Consider the following 19,350-nt stretch of genomic DNA (forward strand, 5'->3'; position numbering starts at 1 on the left):
GCGGGTGGCCTCGCTGACCGCCCGCCGGCTGGCCGCGCTGCCGCCGGACATCCGACCGCTGCCATCGGTCGCCGCCTACGACCAGCTGCTTCGCCGTCCACGCACCCGTCAGGGAGGCTCGCTATGACCGCCGTTCACCGCACCCGGGGCCTGACCGACCAGGCCGCCGACGCCGCCGTCGACACCGCCTGCCGGGTGCTGCGCCTGCCCACCGTGCGCGCCGAGTTCCCCGCCACCGCGCAGGCCGCCGAACGCGAGCACATGTCCTACCGCGGGTTCCTCGCCGAACTACTCATGGCCGAATGCGACGACCGCGACCGGCGCCGGTCCGAACGGCGCACCAAAGCCGCCGGCTTCCCCCGCCAGAAACTGCTCAAGGACTTCGACTTCGACGCGAACCCCGCCCTCGAGCCCGCCGTCATCCACACGCTGGCGAAATGCGACTGGATCCGCAAGGGCCTGCCGCTCTGCCTCATCGGCGACTCCGGCACCGGCAAGTCCCACCTGCTCATCGGCCTGGGCACCGAGGCCGCCCTCGGCGGATTCCGCGTCCGCTACACCCTCGCCGCGAAGCTCGTCAACGAGCTCGTCGAGGCCGCCGACAGCAAACAGCTCGGCCGCACGATCGCCCGTTACGGCCGCGTCGACCTGCTCTGCATCGACGAACTCGGCTACATGGAACTCGACAAACACGGCGCCGAGTTGCTCTTCCAGGTCCTCACCGAACGCGAGGAGAAAAACAGCGTCGCGATCGCCTCCAACGAGTCGTTCTCCGGCTGGGCGAAGACCTTCACCGACCCGCGGCTCTGCGCCGCGATCGTCGACCGGCTCACGTTCGGCGGGAACATCATCGAGACCGGCACCGACTCCTACCGGCTCGCCCGCACCCGCGCCGGCGCACAGACCACCACCTGAGGCCCACCGTGTTCGTCTATCGCCTCACCAAGCCCATCGACCTCTTCGACGGCCTGGTCCCGCTGCGCCGCTGGCTCACCGACGCCACCGCCGGACAGACCAGCTGGGCCCTGGCCGCCGTCCTCGCCCTCGGCGACGCCGCCACCGACGTCGGCTGGCACGGCGACATGCGCCACCTCCCGCTCGTCGGCGCACTGCCGACCCGGCCGGCCACGACCCCCTACCTGCTGGTCAAGCAGGACAACAACGGCGACACGTTCCTCGTCACCACCGCCCCGCCCGGCTGGCTCGGCGAGACCGCCACCCAGGTCCAGGTCCCCACCCGCGACATCGGCGCCTGGGAACCCGACGACAAACCCGACCAGTCCTTCTTCTGACCGGCACGACCGACTGGATACACCGCAGGCCGACGACGTTGTTGCTTGCCATCGAAGCCAGCCCGTTGTCACCGAATCCGACCCGAGGAGTTCGCGCGAGGGGAGGCGCCCCCTTCCGGGTTGATTGGGTGATCTGGTGTCCGGTCTGGCCGAGCAGAATCAGGGCCGTGACATCGCCTGCCCCGAACTGGCCGCGCGCCGAACGGCTCGACGCCGAACGTGTCGCCGAAGCGATCGCCGCCAGCACCGGCGTTCGTCTCCTCATGGAGGGTCCGTGTCCAGGAGGCCAGGTCGGTGCCGCCTACGTGCGCAGACCCGACGGTCGCCGGTCGGTGCTCACCTGGCGGCCGGACACCACCCTGGCCGGCCTGCGTGCCGGTCCCCTCGCCGTCGTGGAGACGCTACGAACCGCCGGATACCCGGCCCCCGCCGTCGAGATGGCGGTTCAGGTCGGCGCGGCGGTCGCGCTCGTCCAGGAACGCCTGCCCGGCCAGAAGATCGACTATTTGACCCATCGGCTGCTGGACCGGCTACTGGACCTCAACGACCTGCAGGCCGGCGCCCTTTCGGGACGGCCGGACGTGCCGCCGGTCCGGCTTCACCTGCGACACGACGGTCCGGGCTACTGCCTGCACGAGCCGCTGCGGCGCCATAGTCCGCGGGCCGCCGCCCTGGAGCGGTGGGTAATCGCCGTCGCGGATGCCTATCCCGACGGTCTGCCGGGTCAGGACGCCGTGCATGTCGACTTCCATCCCGGCAACGTCCTCGCCCTCGCCGGCCGGGTGACCGGAGTCGTTGACTGGGACGGCGCCGGGCGAGGCGATCGCCGCCTGGACCTGGTCACGCTGCGCTTCGGCGTCCGCCCAAAGTCCACCGAGCCCGGCGTCCTCGAACGCATCGACGAGATCCTCGACGCGCTGCCCGACAGCGTCGTCCGCCCGGCGTGGGCACACCTGAGCCTGCGCATGGCGGACTGGGCCATCCGGCACTTCGCCCCCGACGAGATCGACCGCTGGCTCGACCTGGCCGAGAGCCGCCTCGACTGAACGCGGCGTCCGGGCCGAGCTCCAAAGGACCACCGGGCCGGATTCGACGACGCTGGCCCGACTGGAACGGCAAAGGACAGGCGGTCGCCGGTGAACACACAACGTGATCAGAAGGTGGGGCCAAAACTCGTTCCCCGACCAACCCTCGAAGATCGCCAAGTGGGGCCAAAACTCATTGGAAAGTGGGGCCAAATCTCGGGATCTGGCGCTGATCTTGTGATCGGACTGACCCCTTCGATGATCATCTGGCTAGGAGGACGCGTTTGCGGAGGAGGTCGAAGCTGGCGCGGCCATACATCTGCCTTTTGATCATTTTGATGCGGTTGACGTTGCCTTCGACGACGCCGGAGCTGTGGGGTTCGGTGAGGCCGGCGAGGACAGCGGCGTGGTCGCGGCGTAGGCCGTGGGTGAAGCGGTGCAGATCGGGCTGGTCGTCGGCCTCGACGGCGCTGATCCAGGCGTCGAGGCGGTCGCCGTGGCGTTCGACGAGCATCTGGGCGAAGGCGGCGACGTGGGCCGCGGTCGCGGCGAGCGACGGGCTGCGCTCAAGGATCGTCTTGAGCGTGGCGGTGTCGTCGGCGTCGAGCCGGTCGGGGTGGGTCAGGATCCAGCGGGTCACCGTGCGGACCTTCGGTGCCGCCGGCGCCGGCGCCGGGGCGCGGCCGGCTGCGCGCAGCGGACGTAGGTAGTCGCGCAGGGTCGCATAGCTGCCGGTGTAGCCGCGCTCGGAGATCTCCCGGAACAGCTCGCTGAAGGTCGTGACGCCGGCATTGAACCGTTCGTGCAGGTAGGGCTTGTGCACGTCGAGAACGCTGACCCGGCCCTCGCGGGCCCTGGCCAGGACGTCCTCGACCGTTTCGGCCCGGTAGTACTTGCGGACGGTCTCCTTCGCCAGCCCGAGTTCCCTTTTGATCGTCTTGATGCCCAGGCCCTGGGCCTTGAGCTCCTGCACCGCGGCATACCGCTCGCGGGCGTGGCGGACGAAGTCCTTCTGCTCGAACTGCTCCGCGCGCACCGCCGCGGCCCTCGCCTCGGCGTCGGCCTGCTCGGGCTCCGGCGACGGTGCCGGTTCGGCGGCGGGTTCGCGCAGGTCAGCCCGGTGGCGGGTGACGGTCTTCTCGACGTAGCCGGCGAGGTTGTGCCACAGATGCCACCGGTCCGCGATCTGCACGGCCTCGGGGGCGCCGGTGCGCGCACCGTCGGCATAGGCGCCGCCCCGGTCCCGGCAGACGGTCCCGGTCCCGGGATGGGCCTTCAGCCAGGCGGCGAACGTCTCGGCTTCCCGGTCCGCGAGCAGGTCCACCGGCCGGCCGGTGGCGACGTCGATGAGAACCGTGCCGTAGGTGCGACCGCGTCGCAACGCGAAGTCGTCCACCCCGAGCACGACGATCGTCGTCACCTCGGGATCAGGCAGCGCCCGCACCCGACGCAGCAACGTGTCCCGGCCGACCTCCAGACCCAGCGCGGCGGCCAGCCGTGCCCCGGCCCGTCCCGCGAGCGCCAGGCCGATCTCGCGCAGCGCCCCCGCCGCCGGCGGTGTGAACCGTGCATACGGGCTGGTCAACCCCTCAACCTGCTCCGCGAACGTCACCACCACACAGCCCGCCTCGGCGCAGCGGAACCGGCGGACCACCAGCTCGACCACGACACCCAGCCCACCCAGCGCGGTATCAACAAGGCGCCGCCGATACCGGCCATGCACCCGCGCCGAAACCGTCGCGCAACGCGGACAGGCCACCCGCTCCGCCCGGGCACGCCCCCGAAGCCGCAACCCGCCCGCGACACGCTCCACGCTGTCCAACGCCACATTCGCCAGATGCGGCAGCCAGACCCCAAGGTCAAGGAAGTCACACCAGCCCGATGATCGCAGCCGACGATCAATTCTCGATCATCACGGAGCCAGCCCGATCACAAGATCAGCGCCAGATCCAAATCTCGCCCTCATAGCCAGTCCGCTCGATCTCCTCGCCGGGCACCAGGCTGCGCATCCTGGCCAGCAGCACCACGGGGCGCAGGTGTTTCGGAACGCGGAACTGGGCCGCCATCAGCTGGTCACCTTGCCGCTGGTCAGCTCGCTGGGCCGGTAAAGGGCGCAGGCCGGAGGCGAGGCCGCTCGGTTTCGGCGGACAGCTGTTGAGGTGACGTAGTCCGTCCAGGATGCGATGGAGCAGCGCCGGGTCGTCCTCGAAGGCTGAGGGGTGTTCCGGTGTCGGACTGGAAGAACGCGAACGTTTCGGCAGTGCCGTTTCGGTGTGGCCGGTGTCGGGGTGCGCCGGCTCTGTGCGTGCGGCGAGCTGGGCCCAGACGATCTTGCCGCCGCCGCGGGGGTGGTACCAGGACCATCGCAGGCAGAGTGCGTCGACCAGGACGAGGCCGCGGCCGTTTTCGTCGTCGTCGCTCGGGTCGGCCAGGGTGGGTGGGGTGTCGCTGTCGTCCCAGACCTCGATGGTCAGGGTCGGGCCGGTGAGGGTCAGCCAGAGTACGTTTCCGGCGTTCCCTTCGCTGATCTTCGTGGCGTTCGTGGCGTTCGTGGCGTTCGTGGCGTTCGTGGCGTTCGTGGCGTTCGTGGCGAGCTCCGACACGACGATCTGTGCCGACTCGACGGTGTCCGAGTCCAAATGCCAGGCATGCAGGGTCTGGACCGCGGCGGCCCGCACGGCCGGGATGGCGGTCATGGCGGCGGGGAAGTGGTCGACTGCCATGCGGACGGCGAGTGCTGGAAGCGCGGCGGTCACTGTGGCTTCGCGGTGAGGATGAGAGGCGGCGAGGTCGGGCTCGCCTGTGGACGGATCACCTCGTTGGTCATGGTGGCGTCTCTCCATTGGAGTGGAGGTGGCGCTGCCCCGGCTCGTACGGCGTGGTGGGAGAGATCCGGCAAGGGCAGCGGGAGTGGTGAGGACGCCGGGCCAGCAGGCAGTGTGCGGCGGGCGGTTGATGGCTGCAGCGCAGCGGTGTGCTGGCCATGGGTGCTCATGAGCGTGTCGTGGGCCCGTCGGCGTCAGAGCGTCCTTGGAACGTGAGGATGCCGTCACGAACCTTTAAATGCAACTGCATCTGTAGACTTGTTTTCGTTGTGGATGGAGTGGGTGGGGTCCGTTCGGCCGGTGGCAGACTGCGATCGGGCATGGGTGCGCGATGGCGGAGGAAGCGTGGCGAAGTCGTCAGCAGGGCCGACGGTGCGCAGCCGCCGACTGGGGGCCGAGCTGCGCAGGCTGCGTGAGGCTGCCGGCCTGACCGCGGGGGAGGCGGGGCAGGCGATCCGCGCGTCCGACGCCAAGATCAGCCGGATTGAGAACGGTCGGGTCGCCGTGCGCGCGGTCGATGTCGGCGACCTGCTGTCTCTCTACGGTGTTGACGATGCCGGTCAGCGGGAGGCGATCCTCGTGTTGGCGAAGGAGACCCGCCGGCAGGGCTGGTGGCGAAGCTTCGGTGATGTCGTCCCCCGGTGGATGGAGGTCTACATCGGGCTCGAGGCCGACGCGTCGTCGATCAACGTCTACCAGTCGTCGCTGGTGGAGGGCCTGCTGCAGACCCCGGAGTACGCCGCCGCGGTGATCCGTTCCACGTGGCCGGAGCTTCCCGGCGACGAGGTCCGCCGGCGGGTGGCACTGCGGACCAGCCGCCAGGAACGCCTCGCCGGCGCGCAGCCGCCCCGCCTGTGGGTCGTGCTCGACGAGGCTGTGCTGCGCCGCCCGGTCGGCGGCCCCGACGTCCTGGACGCCCAGCTCAGGCATCTCCTGGACGCCGGAACCCGACCGAACGTGACCATCCAGGTGCTACCGTTCGACGTTGGAGGGCATGCCGCGCTCGGGACGTCCTTCACGCACCTGGCTTTCCCGGATCCAGACGATCCGGAGGTCGTCTACCTGGAGGTTCTGACGGGCAGCCTGTATGTCGAGAAGCCCGCGGAAGTGCGGCTGTACCGGGACAAGCTCGACCATCTGCGAGCGCTCGCGCTCAACCCCCGCGACTCCACCGAGATGATCCAGCGCCTGGTGAGGGACCAGCCATGACCAGCAAGATCGAGTTTGACCGGGACAGCCTCACCTGGCAGTTGTCCAGCTATACCAACGGTAGCGGCGCCTGCGTCGAAGTCGCCAAGCTCCCGCAGAACGGCCGCGCCCTACGCGACTCCAAGGACCGCACCGGCCCCATCCTCGTCTTCACCGCCGCCGAGTGGGCCGCCTTCGCTGCCGGCGTCCGTGATGGTGAGTTCGACACCTGAGGGTGACGGGCGCTGGTGATCATCCCTGTGTCGCGCCGGTAGGCTACGTGACCATGACCGGCCGAGCCCGTATCCCGCTCACCTGGCAGGGAAGGCCAGCGATGCCTGCCATGAAGGCATCTGAGCTCGACCGAAAATCACAACAGAAGCCGGACGCCTCCTAAAAGCCCAGCTCACGAAGCGTCCTCCCCATGCCCGTGGGGGTGATCCGGAGGGGATGCGGATGTGCGGGACATGGTCCTGGTCCTCCCCATGCCCGTGGGGGTGATCCGCAGTTCGAGCTCAATCCACTGGTTGGTTTCGGCGGGCGTGGGACGGCGCGCCCTCCTACGCCGGTGGAGATGATCCACTGATAATCAACGGTGTTGACTGTGCCCGCGGTCGCCGCCACGTCTGTGGGGATGATCCGAGACTGGGCCCGGACGCTGGAAGGATCCTGGGAAGAAATCCGGGAACATGCGCAGGAACGCCGGATTCAGCCTCCTCTCATGTCGAACCCTGAGTACGACAAAAGAACGGCCCCTGATCCGACGGTCGCGTATTCATTCGGCCCGACCCTTGACAGTACCTCCCGGGATTCGTCTTTTGGCCATGTCGGACGGCATGGAAGAAACACGCAGAGCGACGAGATTCTTCTCATAGGCGTGCCGGCGGAGCCGCCACACATCACCCCTTCGGTGGGAAGGGTGTTGTTGCGTATTCTGCTGGAGGTGCGCACCTCGCGGCAGGCTGAGGATTCCCGCGTCGAACCGGATGCGCCGCGCGAGGAAGCATCGCTATCGGAGCCCTTGCCGCCGTCTCATCTCGAAGGAAGCAGTGATCAGGTTTGCTTTCTATGGCCGGGTGTCCACGGAGGACCAGCAGGATCCCGAGGCCTCACGCGCCTGGCAGCTCGCCCGCGCCCAGGCCCTCGTCGATGCCCACGGTGAGATCGTCGGCGAGTATTTCGACATCGGCCAGTCCCGTTCGCTGCCGTGGAAGCGACGGCCTCGGGCCAACGAGCTGCTGGCCGCGCTGCGCGACCCGGATCGCGGCTTTGAGGCGGTCGTCATCGGTGAACCGCACCGGGCGTTCTACGGCAACCAGTACAGCCTCGTGCACCCGGTGTTCGTGCACTTCGGCGTCACCCTGTGGGTACCGGAGGTAGGCGGCCAGATCGACCCGACCTCCGAAGCCCACGACCTGATCATGTCGGTGTTCGGGGGGATGTCCAAAGGCGAACGGGAAAGAATCAAGGTTCGGGTGCGATCCGCCATGGCCGTCCAGGCCAGAACCGAAGGCCGGTTCCTCGGTGGCCGCCCACCCTACGGCTACCGAATGATCGATCTTGGCCCGCATCCCAACCCGGCCAAGGCGGCTGACGGCCGTCGATTGCATGGCCTTGCCCATGACGAACAGACCGCCCCCGTCGTCGTCCGGATCTTCACGGAGTTCCTCGCTGGTAGCGGCCTGTTCGCGATCGCTGAAGGGCTGACCCGCGCAGGCGTCCTCAGCCCCTCTGCCTATGATCCGGCCCGCAACTCCCATCGCACCGGGAAGGCCTGGTCGAAGGGTGCGGTCCGGGCGATCATCACCAATCCCAGGTATACCGGCCGCCAGGTCTGGAACCGCCAGCGCAAACAGGAAGTCCTGCTCGACGTCGAGGACGTCGGCCTCGGCCACACCACCAAGTTGCGGTGGAACCCGGATGACAGGTGGATCTGGTCTGAGAACGCGGTCCACCCGGAGATCGTCGATGCCGAGACGTTCACCCAGGCCCAGCAGGTTCTCGCCGGCAGAGGACGGGGCCCTGGCGACGAGAAGCTGCCGCGCACACGCCGTTCCTACGCGCTGCGGGGAGCGGTCTACTGCGGCGTGTGTAACCGCAAGATGCAGGGACACACGGTGCGTGACGCCGCCTACTACCGTTGCCGCTACCCGCAGGAGTACGCGCTGGCGAACACGGTCCGTCACCCGGTGAACGTCTTCGTCCGCGAGGACGTTATCCTGCCCGCGCTGGACAGCTGGATCGCCCGCGCGTTCGCACCGCCGCGCCTGTCGGACACCCTGCAGGCCATGGCGGCAGCTCAGGCCAACATGTCATCCCACGATCTCGCGATCGACCAGGCCCGCCGGGCGATCGAGGAGAGCAACGCCAAGCTCGTCAACTACCGGGCAGCCCTGGACGCCGGCGCGGACCCCGTGGTCGTCACCAGCTGGATCGCCCAGGCCCAGGCAGCGAAGACCACCGCCGAACGGAACCTCCGCGAGGCCAGGAGAACACAGACACAGACGCTGAGCCACGAGGAGATCGCCGCCCTGGTCGAGGAGCTCGGCGACGTGGCCAGCGCACTCGGCGAAGCCGAACCTGCCGAGAAGGCCGACCTGTACCGCCAGCTCGACCTTCGGCTGACCTACCAGCCATCCACCAACACAGTGAAGGCCGAGCTGAAGATCAACTCGGCCTACCGTGGGGTAATGGAACGTGTCCGAGGGGGGACCCGTCCCGAACTCCATGCAAATGGATGTCGAGTTTGACGTCGACGCCGACGCCGCCTGACGTCCTCCCCGGCAAAACGCTCGTCCGCACGAGGATCGGCCCCCGCATCGCAACGAGGCGGGGGCCGATCCTTCGGACTCGGATGGCTGGTCAGACGGAACTTCCGGCCGGGTCGCGGCCCGCTGCGGTCTCCGCCGCACGCACCGCCATCCACTCCACCACCGTCAGGTCACCTTTCGACTGTCCGCACGGCCGACACGCCGGCGCCAGGTTCACCAGCGCCCCAGACCCGCCCCGCGAACACGGCACGATGTGATCCAGATGGTCGGCGGGGCGCAGGGTGCAGTACACGCACATCCCGTCGACCTGCTCGAACAGCCGCCGCCGGCAGGCCGTCGACCGGCGGTGCCTCACTGCGACACCAGGGTGATGTCGGCGCCTAGGTGGACGCGGATCAGCTCGAGCAGCTCCCGCTGCGCCCCGGCCACCACGTCGGTCAGGCGCTCCCCGGGGACAAGCCGGATGTCATGGGTGCGGGCTGCGTAGGACGCCGCATGTTGCTCGGCGTTGTCCAACGCGGCCAGGATCGCCCCCGCGGGCAGGGATGCGGCGGCGAGAACCTCGACGGCGGCCATCAGGAACTCCTCGGGGGCAGGGTGGCGGAGCAGGGGCAGATCAGGCTGTTGTTCACATGGCCGCAGGCGTGGCGCTGCAGGCCGTGCACCGGGGCGGTCACTCGGGAATCACCTCCGCGGCGTGCTCCGGCAGGACATGCCGGTGGAGCAGCAGGTTGAGCGGGGCACCCTCGTCGAGATCCTCAACCGTCCACGTGCGGGCCATGGCCTCGGCGAGGAAGCGGGGGGCGTCCAGGAACCATCTGGCAGGGATGGTGTCGATGAACTCGCTCATCCCAGGCTGCACCTGCAAGCGCACCCCGGTGCAGGTGATGGTCGTGCGGTCGACGGCCGTGACCTGCCCATAGCCGATCTGGCCTGTTCCAACGACACGCCGGCGGAGTCGGCCCGGGCGGTGCAGAGCGACCGCCGACATGACGATCAGATCGCCGGGCGTCGGCCGGCCACGCCTCGGGTGAACCTGAACGTCTCGGACAGCTACCTGGAACGTCGCCTGCTCGCTCACTGCACCACCTCCGCCAGCCAGGCGAGGCCGTCCGGGGTGGCATGGGCGCGTAGTAGCCGGACGAGCTCCCCGGTCTTCGTGAACGCGGGGAGCTGCCAGGCGCGGGCCCCGGCTTCCGCGAGGAACCGGTCGACGTCGACGAAGTAGGCCGCCGGCAGAGAGTCCAGATACTCCCGCTGCCCCGGGCCGACAGAGGGGCGGACCCCTGTGCAGGTGAACGCGCCGTCCTCGGCAACGGCGATGAGCCGGCTGTGCCCGAGTTCCCCGATGCTGACCGGGGTCTGCCTGCGGCGCCAGCGGGACGTTTCGTAGGTGACGGTCCCCGCGGACATGGCCACGATGTCCCCGGGCTCTGGGTCGACGGGGGGCCCGTAGATCCGGGCCCAGAAATCCCCGGGGCGAGCGACCCGGAACGTGGTTTGCTCGGGCCGGCTCACTTGGACTGCTTCTGCAGGTTGTCGGCCAGCTGCTCCACGGCGCGCCGTGTCGCGTCGGCCAGGCTCGTGCCCTTGACTGCTTCGCTCATCGGGCACCGCCCTGGCCACGGGCGTCGACGAGCACGATGACCCCGTTGGCGTTCCTCCGCGAGTTGGCCCACTCCTTGGCCTGCTCGCGGGTCATGCCCTTGGGCGGGTTCTGGTCGCTCACCGGGCGCCGCCCATGTGGCCGTTGATGACCCGCGGCAGAGAGTAGTAGTCGGCGATGACCGACAGCGACAGGGCAATGGACGTCAGCGCGACGACCTCGACGGCCCGGTCGGCGGGCAGCTTCTTCGCCCGGGCCGCGCTCTCCTCTGCGAGCTGGCCCGCGAGATCCGCCTTGCTCGATGCGTTCACAGGACACCGCCGGCCGCGTCGTCGATCAGGTCGGCGAGGTCGTCGACGAACGGGTTGGTCCGAGCGAGTCCGCGACCTGGCGGATCCGAACGGAACGATAGGGCAGGATGGAACATGGTTCTACTCCTTGGGTTGGGGTGGGTCACCTGCCCCGCCCGGAGATTGCAGCTCCGGGCGGGGCCTCTTCTTCTTTGAGCGGCTGGCCTGCCTAGGCGCGGGCCGACTGGACCTTGGTCGAGAACGCCTCGCCGAACGCCTTCAGGACGGCCGGGTGCAGCTCGCTCTCCCAGTCCCACAGGTGGGGCTCGTCCAGGTGGACGATCACCGAGTTCGGGTTGAAGGTCAGGAGTACAGCCCCGTCGATCTTCGCGAGTCGGTCGGCGAGCCGCTGGCCATTGTGGGTCAGGTTCGCGCCGTCGCGGTCCGCCGGCTTCAGGCTGCCGGTGCCGTCGACCTCGATCTCGGAGCCACGGAACTCGTTGCAGAGCCGCTCACGGGTGGCGTACTTGCAGGAGGTCTCGCTGTGATCATTGGAGATGATCACCTTCACGGTGCCGTCCTCTCGGGTTGGGGCGGGCTTAGCGGTCATGTGCTGTTCTCCATCCCGGCAATCACCCGGATGGAGAACGTCAGTGGGCGCTGCTGACGGTGAGCTCGCGAAGGGCTGACGCCCGGCCGGCGATCCGCTTGTGGATCAGGTCGACTCCGCGTGGGGTGACGTACAGCGTGTAGTGGGGGCAGGAGCCCCAGGTGTGCTCGATGACCCGCTCGACAGCGCGGAAGTGGTCGGCGTTCTTGGCGTAGAAATCCCACTGGGTGGCGCCGCACAGGTTCTGGCGGCGGTAGATCAGCTTCTCGTCGGCTAGGAAGGCGCGGAGATCGCGCTCCTTCCAGCCGAGGATCTTCGCGACTTCCCGGACCAGCCGACCGCCCTCTGGTGCCGACAAGTAGGTGTCGTGGGCGAGGGCCTTCGGCTCCAGCTCGGCGACCCTCGTGGTCAGCTCGATCTCCCGCTCGGCCCCGGCGAGGAGGGCCTGGGCGACCGCGCGGCGGCCCTCGGGGGTCGTCATGTCTGGCAGTGCGGGTGCTGGGGCCGGGGTGATCTCGTAGCGACCGGTCCGGCGGATCTCGGGAAGAACCTCGTGGGTAACCCACCGCGTGAACGCTTGGGCCTTCTTAGCCCGGCTCCGAAGGATCAGCTTGTAGAGGCCGGGTTCGCTCACGACGGTGAGGTTCTGCAGCCCGCCGGGGGTACGCACCGGATGCGTACCCTTTTCGTCGTCATCGAGCCAGCGTGTTGCGTCACCCGCGATGCGGTAGCCGAGGATGTCGGTGACGTCCTTCGCCACCCACCACGGCTCGTCATCGACGAGGAACGCCCGTACCTCGTGCCCCTCGAACGCGAACGGGACGATCTCGCGGGCGGTCATCGCAGACCCACCAGCGGGGTCTGAAGCGGATTGCCTTCCAGGCCAGACACCATGGGCCTAGATACGCGAAGACGCGGGTCAGGGAGAAACGTTAGGGCAGGATGGTGCACGGGTCGGGCCTCCATAGGGGTCAGGCCAAGGGACTCCCGGTGCTCGCCGCCAAGCTCCGCGCCGGGGGTTCCGTCTGCCACACCAACTGTCGTACTGAAGTACGGATGTAGTCAAGGCCCTAGCCTTAGACTGGTAGACAACGAGTTGCTAGCTAGGGGGGTTTGGTCCGATTTGCGTGTAAATCCGAGCGACCCAACCCCCGGCTACGTCCAGATCGCCGCCGACCTACGTCGAGCTATCAGCCGGGACGAGCTGCCCAACGGGGCGAAGCTGCCCTCCGTCCGGCAGCTCATGGGCGCCTACGGGGTGTCCGACGGAACCATCGCTAAGGCCATCGACCAGCTCCGCAACGAAGGCTTGGTCATCACCCGCCAAGGACAGGGGGCGTTCGTCCGGCGCCCTCGGCGCTACCTACGGAACGCCACGCGCCGCCATCTCAGATCGGCACGACCAGACGGCACCGCGCCCATGGAGGCTGAGGCTGGCACGCAGGGCTTCGTTCGCGACCAAGAGTTGGTCGACGTCGCCACCGGGCCCTGCCCTGCCGATGTTGCTGGGCGCCTCCAGGTCGAAACTGGATCACCCGTGGTGGTGCGCAGGCACCTGATGACACTTGACGGCGAACCAGCCCAGACAGCAGACAGCTACTTCCCACTCGCCCTGGTAGAGGGATCGCGGATTCCGCAGTTCGAGAAGATCCCGGGCGGCGTGCACTCCGAGCTCGCGCGAGCCACCGGCCGCACCTTCGGACCGGCCTGGGAGGAAATGCTCGCCCGGATGCCAACACCGGAGGAATCGCAGCTCCTGCGGCTCCCCCCGGGGACGCCGGTCGTCGAGCTATGGCGCACCATCAGAGACTCGGCGGGCGCACCGATGGAGGTCAGCCGGTTCCTGTTCGACGGCGCGCGCCACTCGTTTGGCGCCGAGGTGCCAATGGACTAGCTCGGCTGGGCTGCTGCGCACTCGCGCCGATCTATGCCCAGGCGTTCGCGCCGATCATTTTCCGCAGGAAGTCCTGACGGTCGTCCCGGCGGGTCCGCTCGAAGATCAGCTTGACGTCGGCCTCGCAGAGCAGGGTGCCCGCCACCATCGTGACCGCCTTCGACGCATCGCCTCGCCGCGACTTGGCTGCCAGGTAGGCCAGACATCCCGCGCACAGATCAGCCATGATTCCCCCTCGACGTGGTGAACATCCACTGTCGAGTGTGGGCCGCCAGGATCCTCGGCGGATCAAAACAGTCCGGTTCAGCGCGATCCGTGACTAATCCAGCCGGGACGCCCGCGGTCCTCGGAACGTGAGCAGCAGGTTTTCCCGCCGCTGGGCGGCCCCGGTGAGCACCGACCCGGGCGGTACATGGTCCAGCAGGGCCTGCATCACCTCGCCGATCTCCAGCCCGACGTCGAGGTACAGCTCGAACGAGCTCGCGTTCCTGGTCGCGTGAACAACGACGGATACCGGGCCGGGACCCCACATCCCAGCGTTCCTCGCCACGAGCTCGTCCGCGTCCGCAACAGGCGGTGTGCTGGCAACGTCGGACATGGCGGTCTCCTCGGACGTCGAGGGCCCAAGCCGGGCAGGGCCGTCCCGTTGGGCGTGTCCTTCGCACCGTAGCGAGCCTGTGGACATGAGTACAGACCATGTGCTCGGATCATGTGGTCTCACCTAGCGTGCTGGGCTCATGGCCGGCGAGCAGCAAGACGACTGGGTCGACATGGCCGAGCTCCGCGCGCTCCTCGGCGTGAACCGGTCCAGGGCCTACACGATCAGCCGCGACCGGACTTTTCCGTCACCGGAGATCGAACGGCCACGGATCCGCCTGTGGCGCCGCACCGCGGTGGAGGCGTGGTTGGACCTGTACCGGCCAGGCTGGCGCGACGCCGGCTGACCGGCTATGCCTCCCCGGTCTGGAACACCAGCATGTAGCCATGGGGGACTTTGCGGACCTCCACTGCCCGGGCATCATCCAGACCCCCGTCGACGGCGGCGTGCACGGCGATCGCCCCCATCCAGGTGCTCGCAGTGGCCCCGTCGCCGATGAAAATCTCCGACATGCGAGCCGCCCTGGACGTGCGTGCGTGGACTCCGGGCAAACCCTGAGCATGCGACACTGAGCTCACAACGACCCCTCCCCTGGGGGTTGAGGCCCCGCCGTGGTGTGTCAGCACCAGGCGGGGCCGTTGTCGTTCTGGCGGCCAGACCATCGGTAGCCAGGTAGGTGACAGTCGTACACCATTCCCTATCTCCCTACCTGTGCATTCCTACTGTGCGCCCCGTGCACGCCCCCGGAGAGCGCACCTACACGAAAGCCGAGCTCGACAGCCTGATCAGCGTCGAGGACCTCACGCATCTCCTCGGCCGGCTCCGCGGCGACCGTGTTTCCCGCTCCTACGCCAACCGGATCGCCAACCAGAAGGGCTTCCCCGACCCGCTGATCGACCGCCCGCAGCTACGCCTGTGGCTACGCGCCGACGTCGAGGCGTGGCTCGACCGTAACCGGCGCGGCTGGAGAGAAGCCCGCCCGCGTCCCACCGGCTGATCAACCCGCACGCCCCCTGGACGGCCGCCCGACACCGGCCGCTACGGTCAGCGCCGACGACCATCCAGGGGGGAACATGCGTCGCCGTCTGCTGCTGCCCGCGGTCGGGCTTTTCGCCGCGGCCATAACCAGCTGCCAGCCAGCACCAGTCATCCAGCAAACGGCGGCCACGCCAACCGCCACCCGATCGGCTGCGGCGCCAACCTCGCAGGCGCCGACCGTGACCCCGACCTACCAGGAGTCGACCCCACGGCCGCGACCAGCCGCGCAGTCCGTGCCCCCGACGCCGGCCGCCGCCACACAGCCGCCGCCCTCGGCCGCAACATCCGAGACCCCGCCGGCCGTCACACCGACAGCGACGCCCACCGATCTGTGGGGACACCCCGTTGCAGGGCAGCCATGCCTCCAGCCCGGCGCCGGCGGCATGGCCGACGACAACGGGAAGAGCCGGTGGATCAACTGTGGGATGGATGGCATCTGGGCGTGGGGTGAAGCCCCGACACCATCCCCGACGGCGGCGCGCACGCCCCACACCTCGTAGCCGGTCGAGGTCAGGCGTCCGAGAGCACCTCGGCGTGCGCGGCGGCCACCAGCTCCACCATCCGCGCCAACTCCTCCGCCGAAAGGCCCTGCCGGCACTCCGGGCCCACCCCGTACACGCGGCTGTGCTCGTCGGCGAGCTGTTTCCCACACCAGCAGCAGCGGATGGCCAGCGCCGCGAATCGGGCCGACGCAGCATCCGGGTCGGCCTCGATCAGCCGGCGCGCCTCGACCCTCGCGTCGAAGACCCGGTCGAAGTGCTCCCGGACGAACGCCCGGTAGCCGGGCGGGTCCGCGGCCTTATCGAACGGCACGTCGCGCTTCAGCAGATGCCCCCACCGGTTCCGCCGGGGCGGCCACGGCGCAAGCTGGCCGGCGGAGCGGGCCGCCCTCGACCGATACCAGTACGACATCCGCGTCCCGTCGAGGGGATCGGGGACGGCGAAGTATCCCGGCTCCTCCCGATCACCCACGGCCGGCGCCTTCCGGGGCCGGCGGCTCCGCCTCGGCGGCCGGGCTGCCGACAAAGCCACGGCGGATCTCGTCCTTGTGTCGGTTGTGCCAGCGGCGCCGGGCCGCTGTCGAATCGAAATGGTCGGACACCTCGCCGCAGCGGCACACCCCGTGTCCGCCATACCGGCCCGGCTCGCCGAGCTGCGGCGTCGTATCCGTGAGGCTGTACCCGCAGCAGTTCGGAACGGTGAACGCTCGACCCTCGCGCTGCAGGCCGTGGCCAGGGATGGACGTCTGACCCACCCTCGACTCCTCGGCCATGATCCCCACCTTAGAAGGGAGGTGCGTCGGAGTACGCGCCCGCGGGGGCCGCCTGCGACCACGGATCGCCCGCCGCCGACGGCTGCTGGCCGGCGGGGCCCTGCGCCGGCGCCTGCTGGCCGTACCCCTGCTGCTGCCCGCCGCCCTGGCCCCGCTCAGCCCGGGCCACCCTCGCCGTCGCGTACTTCAGACTCGGACCCACCTCGTCGACGTCCATCTCGATGACGGTGCGCTTCTCGCCCTCGCGGGTCTCGAACGACCGCTGCTTCAACCGGCCGGTCACGATCACCCGCATGCCCTTGCGCAGCGACTCGGCGACATGCTCCGCCGGCTGCCGCCAGAGCGAGCAGCGCATGAATAGCGGATCCGCATCGCGCCACTCGTTCGTCTGCTTGTCGAATGTCCGTGGGGTCGACGCCACGGTGAAGTTCGCGACCGCAGCACCGTTCGGCGTGAACCGCAGTTCGGGATCGGCAACCAGGTTGCCCACTACAGTGATCGTCGTCTCTCCGGCCATTTCTCTACTCCTCAACTCGCATTCGTGCCGTGAATCCACGACACGTTGCTGCTCTCGTCCGCCTCATAGGACCGGTCCTGTCGAGGTGGGTTCACCTTCAGCACCTCGATCGAGCTCTCCACCTCCTCTTCGCTCCACAGCGGCTGCCACGGCCAGCGCGCCCCCCACTTCATCGCCATCGGCCAATCCCGCTCGTCGCGGTCCCCGCGGAACCGGCCCAACGTCAGCAGGCGGTTCGTCGGATCGTCCGGGTGGGGTACGAGCTTGATGCCGAACTCGGGCCAGCGTGACCACACCCCGGAGTTCATCGGCCGAAGGTTCCGCCCCCCTCCGGTGTCCAGGGGTGCGTGGGTTTCGAGCCACAGGGCCGTACCGAAGGTGGCCCGGATGTTGTCGAGGATCCGCGCCACCTCCCCGTTGATCGTTTCCGCCTTTTCGCCGTTCTCGAGGAAGCTTTTGTACAGCGGGCCGAGGCAGATCAGGTCCGGCTCGGTCATTTCGCACACCTGGTGCAGCGCCTTCAGTTCCGAGCCGGACCGCAGATCAATGCCCGCCGGTTGTGTCCACAGCCAGCAGCGGCCCGTCTCGTAGGCACGTTCCATCTCCACCGCGCGAACAATGTTTCGAGTTTTCCGTCGAATGTTCCTCGGAGGGTTCTCCAGATCCACGATCAACGTGCGGACCGGTGGGATCTGCTCGAACGTAAACGGGTGAATTCCCTGTGCTGCCATAATAGCAACCTGGCGGGCCATCTGTGTCTTCCCCGCACCTTCCGGGGCGACAATGACAACCCGGTCCATGCGCTCGAGAAGGCCCGGGATAAGCCAGTCGAACTCCTCCTCCGCAGTGGAGATGAACGAGTGCAGCTCATGCAGGCCGGTGATTTCCGCTTCGGGGACGTCCAGGCCGGTGACGAGCTCTCGGACGTAGGTCATCGCCTGCTTCGATGTGCGCTTCGGGTCGTTCGCCGCCGCGGCGATCTGCCCAGCGAGGGCCATCAGCGCGGCCCCCATCAGCTGCCGCTCCGTCGACGGCCCGGACGGCGCCTCCTCCGGGATCAGCCGGCCGAGGTCCCGGACATCGCGGCCGGCAGCGAGATGGTCGTGGAGATCCTTGTGGTCCGGTGGGATCCACAGGTGCACCGTGGCCGCGTACTCGGCGACCTGGTCGGCGACGGCCTGGGCGTGGAGCCGGCCCGGGTCGTCGTTGTCGGCGACGACGTGCACCGTCGCACCCTTGAAGATCTTCGAGTAGTCGCGGCGCCATTTCCCGGCGCCCTGCGCGTTCGTGGTCGCAACCCAGCCGGCCCGTTCGGCGGCGTGGACGTCTTTCTCCCCCTCGCAGATGATCACCGGCTGGCCGGCGGCGACCGCGGCGAGGACCTTCGGGAGCCGGTAGATCGGCGGGGTGGCGCCGCCGAGCCCCCACGTCCACTGGGAGCCGTCCCAGTGCTGCTGGCGGAACGTCTTCGGCACGAACCGGAGGACGCGGATCGTCGGCTGACCGTCGGCGGTCTCGTAGACGTACGTGGCCGTCGGCGTTCCCAGACCCTTCGTTTCCCGAGGTGGGAACAGGTCGGCCATAGACAGCCCTGCGGCGGCGAGCACCGAGTCGGTGTCGCAGCCGCGATGGCACTGGATCAGCACGTGCCCGTCGGGGTTGACTCCGATCGACAGGGACGGGTCTCGGTCGCCGTTGGCGTGGGCCTCGGTGGGGCAGCGGGCCGCCCAGCCGGTTCCGGAGCTGCGGGTGCCGTGGAAGTGTTCGAGGACGCGGGCGATCGGCCCGTCGGCGGCGCTCATCGGTAGACCACGCCGGCGTCCCAGGCGAGCTGGGTGGTTGCTGCTCGGCGTCGGGCCTGCTGCCCGATCCGGCCGCGGTCGATGTCGTCGCGGACCCAGTTCCGCCAGGCGGCCTGCCAGTCCTTCTTCGCGGCGTTCCGGCCGGAGGCAGCCGCCCAGTAGTCGCGGAAGCGGGCCAGGGTGCGGATCGCCTCGTCGCGGGTCACGCCCTGCTCGAGCGTCCACTCGGCCATGCGCTCGGACGGTTTCCAGTCCTGCGGGAGGCGGGTGGCCCGCTTCGAGTCGGACGTGGGGATCGGGATGACCTTCGCGTCCGGGGCCTCCTCGGCGGTCTGGGCCGGAGGGGTTTCCTCGCGTGTGTGTGCGTTCGCGTGCGCGGACACATCCCGAAGGGATGGGTCTTGGTTTGACTCCGTAGGAGTCATGGGTGGTTTAGATGTACTTGGTTTGGGTGACATGGGTGTCACCCCGTTCTGGACACCGGTGTCACCCCGTTCCGACGCCGATGTCACCCCGTTCTTGCCGATCGGGGTGGCGCTAGTGTCACCCCGCTTGCCGGGTGGGCGTCCTGAACGGGGTGACGTTTTGTCGTGCCGTTCCCGGCGCATGGACATGTTCAAG

General features: G+C 68.7%; 27 protein-coding genes. 9 read left to right on the plus strand and 18 right to left on the minus strand.

Annotation, left to right across the window (positions count from 1 at the left end; all coding sequences use genetic code 11):
- The first annotated feature begins 123 nt into the window (after positions 1 to 123).
- The 3 genes from istB to ND747_RS10615 all read left to right on the plus strand — a co-directional run bounded on the left by istB (position 124) and on the right by ND747_RS10615 (position 2,338).
- Positions 124 to 915 carry an IS21-like element helper ATPase IstB gene (gene istB, locus ND747_RS10605; protein WP_251733337.1) on the plus strand — a complete coding sequence of 264 codons (792 nt, stop codon included), beginning with the start codon at positions 124 to 126 and terminating at the stop codon, positions 913 to 915.
- Between the two features lie 8 nt (positions 916 to 923).
- Positions 924 to 1,292, plus strand: coding sequence for a hypothetical protein (locus ND747_RS10610; RefSeq protein WP_251733338.1), 369 nt, complete (start codon positions 924 to 926; stop codon positions 1,290 to 1,292).
- A gap of 167 nt (positions 1,293 to 1,459) precedes the next feature.
- Positions 1,460 to 2,338, plus strand: a complete 879-nt coding sequence (locus tag ND747_RS10615; RefSeq protein ID WP_251733339.1) for a phosphotransferase — start codon at positions 1,460 to 1,462, stop codon at positions 2,336 to 2,338.
- Between the two features lie 241 nt (positions 2,339 to 2,579).
- Here the strand turns inward: ND747_RS10615 and ND747_RS10620 are convergent, their stop codons facing one another.
- Both ND747_RS10620 and ND747_RS10625 read right to left on the minus strand, forming a co-directional pair.
- The gene (locus ND747_RS10620) at positions 2,580 to 4,145 is read right to left on the minus strand and encodes an ISL3 family transposase (protein WP_308204600.1); all 1,566 of its coding nucleotides are present in this window, start codon (positions 4,143 to 4,145) and stop codon (positions 2,580 to 2,582) included.
- Between the two features lie 109 nt (positions 4,146 to 4,254).
- Positions 4,255 to 5,073 (minus strand): ATP-binding protein, encoded by an 819-nt coding sequence (locus tag ND747_RS10625; RefSeq protein ID WP_251733341.1) that lies wholly within the window; start codon positions 5,071 to 5,073, stop codon positions 4,255 to 4,257.
- Between the two features lie 414 nt (positions 5,074 to 5,487).
- Between ND747_RS10625 and ND747_RS10630 the strand changes: the two genes are divergently transcribed.
- The 3 genes from ND747_RS10630 to ND747_RS10640 all read left to right on the plus strand — a co-directional run bounded on the left by ND747_RS10630 (position 5,488) and on the right by ND747_RS10640 (position 9,080).
- Entirely contained in the window at positions 5,488 to 6,351 is an 864-nt protein-coding gene (locus ND747_RS10630; protein ID WP_251733342.1) for a helix-turn-helix transcriptional regulator, read from the plus strand.
- Complete coding sequence (locus ND747_RS10635) at positions 6,348 to 6,563, plus strand: DUF397 domain-containing protein (protein WP_251733343.1); 216 nt, start codon at positions 6,348 to 6,350, stop codon at positions 6,561 to 6,563. The genes ND747_RS10630 and ND747_RS10635 overlap by 4 nt, the downstream gene beginning before the upstream one ends.
- Before the next feature lie 816 nt (positions 6,564 to 7,379).
- Entirely contained in the window at positions 7,380 to 9,080 is a 1,701-nt protein-coding gene (locus tag ND747_RS10640; RefSeq protein WP_251733344.1) for a recombinase family protein, read from the plus strand.
- Between the two features lie 112 nt (positions 9,081 to 9,192).
- On the opposite strand, the gene ND747_RS10645 is transcribed toward ND747_RS10640, so the two are convergent.
- The 8 genes from ND747_RS10645 to ND747_RS10675 form a co-directional block, all read right to left on the minus strand.
- Complete coding sequence (locus ND747_RS10645; protein ID WP_251733441.1) at positions 9,193 to 9,399, minus strand: HNH endonuclease; 207 nt, start codon at positions 9,397 to 9,399, stop codon at positions 9,193 to 9,195.
- 53 nt (positions 9,400 to 9,452) lie between these two features.
- Positions 9,453 to 9,677 carry a hypothetical protein gene (locus ND747_RS10650; protein ID WP_251733345.1) on the minus strand — a complete coding sequence of 75 codons (225 nt, stop codon included), beginning with the start codon at positions 9,675 to 9,677 and terminating at the stop codon, positions 9,453 to 9,455.
- A 97-nt stretch (positions 9,678 to 9,774) separates the two neighbouring features.
- The gene (locus tag ND747_RS10655) at positions 9,775 to 10,182 is read right to left on the minus strand and encodes a hypothetical protein (RefSeq protein WP_251733346.1); all 408 of its coding nucleotides are present in this window, start codon (positions 10,180 to 10,182) and stop codon (positions 9,775 to 9,777) included.
- On the minus strand, positions 10,179 to 10,619 hold the full coding sequence (locus ND747_RS10660; RefSeq protein WP_251733347.1) for a hypothetical protein: 441 nt from the start codon (positions 10,617 to 10,619) through the stop codon (positions 10,179 to 10,181). Before ND747_RS10660 ends, ND747_RS10655 begins: the two co-directional genes overlap by 4 nt.
- Positions 10,620 to 10,704: 85 nt before the next feature.
- On the minus strand, positions 10,705 to 10,830 hold the full coding sequence (locus tag ND747_RS29300) for a hypothetical protein (protein WP_285900322.1): 126 nt from the start codon (positions 10,828 to 10,830) through the stop codon (positions 10,705 to 10,707).
- Positions 10,827 to 11,018 (minus strand): hypothetical protein, encoded by a 192-nt coding sequence (locus ND747_RS10665; protein ID WP_251733348.1) that lies wholly within the window; start codon positions 11,016 to 11,018, stop codon positions 10,827 to 10,829. Before ND747_RS10665 ends, ND747_RS29300 begins: the two co-directional genes overlap by 4 nt.
- A 208-nt stretch (positions 11,019 to 11,226) precedes the next feature.
- Positions 11,227 to 11,607: a hypothetical protein gene (locus ND747_RS10670; RefSeq protein ID WP_251733349.1), complete on the minus strand. Its 381-nt coding sequence runs from the start codon at positions 11,605 to 11,607 to the stop codon at positions 11,227 to 11,229.
- A 40-nt stretch (positions 11,608 to 11,647) separates the two neighbouring features.
- A complete protein-coding gene (locus tag ND747_RS10675; RefSeq protein ID WP_251733350.1) occupies positions 11,648 to 12,448 on the minus strand; it encodes a phage antirepressor KilAC domain-containing protein in 801 nt (266 codons plus the stop codon).
- A 51-nt stretch (positions 12,449 to 12,499) separates the two neighbouring features.
- On the opposite strand from ND747_RS10675, the gene ND747_RS30055 reads away from it, so the two are divergent.
- On the plus strand, positions 12,500 to 13,501 hold the full coding sequence (locus ND747_RS30055) for a GntR family transcriptional regulator (RefSeq protein ID WP_374216204.1): 1,002 nt from the start codon (positions 12,500 to 12,502) through the stop codon (positions 13,499 to 13,501).
- Positions 13,502 to 13,532: 31 nt separating this feature from the next.
- Here ND747_RS30055 and ND747_RS10685 read toward each other — a convergent pair whose 3' ends face one another.
- Together ND747_RS10685 and ND747_RS10690 are read right to left on the minus strand one after the other, a co-directional pair.
- Positions 13,533 to 13,727 carry a hypothetical protein gene (locus ND747_RS10685; protein ID WP_251733351.1) on the minus strand — a complete coding sequence of 65 codons (195 nt, stop codon included), beginning with the start codon at positions 13,725 to 13,727 and terminating at the stop codon, positions 13,533 to 13,535.
- A 93-nt stretch (positions 13,728 to 13,820) separates the two neighbouring features.
- Positions 13,821 to 14,099, minus strand: coding sequence for a hypothetical protein (locus ND747_RS10690; RefSeq protein WP_251733352.1), 279 nt, complete (start codon positions 14,097 to 14,099; stop codon positions 13,821 to 13,823).
- Between the two features lie 139 nt (positions 14,100 to 14,238).
- On the opposite strand from ND747_RS10690, the gene ND747_RS10695 reads away from it, so the two are divergent.
- Positions 14,239 to 14,445: an AlpA family transcriptional regulator gene (locus tag ND747_RS10695; RefSeq protein WP_251733353.1), complete on the plus strand. Its 207-nt coding sequence runs from the start codon at positions 14,239 to 14,241 to the stop codon at positions 14,443 to 14,445.
- A gap of 4 nt (positions 14,446 to 14,449) precedes the next feature.
- Here the strand turns inward: ND747_RS10695 and ND747_RS10700 are convergent, their stop codons facing one another.
- Positions 14,450 to 14,611, minus strand: a complete 162-nt coding sequence (locus tag ND747_RS10700; RefSeq protein WP_251733354.1) for a hypothetical protein — start codon at positions 14,609 to 14,611, stop codon at positions 14,450 to 14,452.
- A gap of 221 nt (positions 14,612 to 14,832) precedes the next feature.
- Here ND747_RS10700 and ND747_RS10705 point away from each other — a divergent pair, with 221 nt between their 5' ends.
- Positions 14,833 to 15,096 (plus strand): hypothetical protein, encoded by a 264-nt coding sequence (locus ND747_RS10705; RefSeq protein WP_251733355.1) that lies wholly within the window; start codon positions 14,833 to 14,835, stop codon positions 15,094 to 15,096.
- Between the two features lie 551 nt (positions 15,097 to 15,647).
- On the opposite strand, the gene ND747_RS30060 is transcribed toward ND747_RS10705, so the two are convergent.
- From ND747_RS30060 to ND747_RS10730, 5 genes are read right to left on the minus strand one after another with little or no spacing between them, the layout of a single operon-like run.
- On the minus strand, positions 15,648 to 16,109 hold the full coding sequence (locus ND747_RS30060; RefSeq protein ID WP_374216205.1) for a DUF6011 domain-containing protein: 462 nt from the start codon (positions 16,107 to 16,109) through the stop codon (positions 15,648 to 15,650).
- Positions 16,102 to 16,410 (minus strand): hypothetical protein, encoded by a 309-nt coding sequence (locus ND747_RS10715; protein ID WP_251733357.1) that lies wholly within the window; start codon positions 16,408 to 16,410, stop codon positions 16,102 to 16,104. Before ND747_RS10715 ends, ND747_RS30060 begins: the two co-directional genes overlap by 8 nt.
- A gap of 10 nt (positions 16,411 to 16,420) precedes the next feature.
- Positions 16,421 to 16,927, minus strand: coding sequence for a single-stranded DNA-binding protein (locus tag ND747_RS10720; RefSeq protein ID WP_251733358.1), 507 nt, complete (start codon positions 16,925 to 16,927; stop codon positions 16,421 to 16,423).
- Positions 16,928 to 16,938: 11 nt separating this feature from the next.
- Positions 16,939 to 18,729 carry an AAA family ATPase gene (locus ND747_RS10725; RefSeq protein WP_251733359.1) on the minus strand — a complete coding sequence of 597 codons (1,791 nt, stop codon included), beginning with the start codon at positions 18,727 to 18,729 and terminating at the stop codon, positions 16,939 to 16,941.
- Positions 18,726 to 19,112, minus strand: coding sequence for a DnaT-like ssDNA-binding domain-containing protein (locus tag ND747_RS10730; RefSeq protein WP_251733360.1), 387 nt, complete (start codon positions 19,110 to 19,112; stop codon positions 18,726 to 18,728). The genes ND747_RS10725 and ND747_RS10730 overlap by 4 nt, the downstream gene beginning before the upstream one ends.
- Between the last annotated feature and the right edge of the window lie 238 nt (positions 19,113 to 19,350).

This window comes from Frankia sp. R82 (genome assembly GCF_023716925.1).
In the GTDB taxonomy this organism is placed as follows: Bacteria; Actinomycetota; Actinomycetes; order Frankiales; family Frankiaceae; genus Frankia.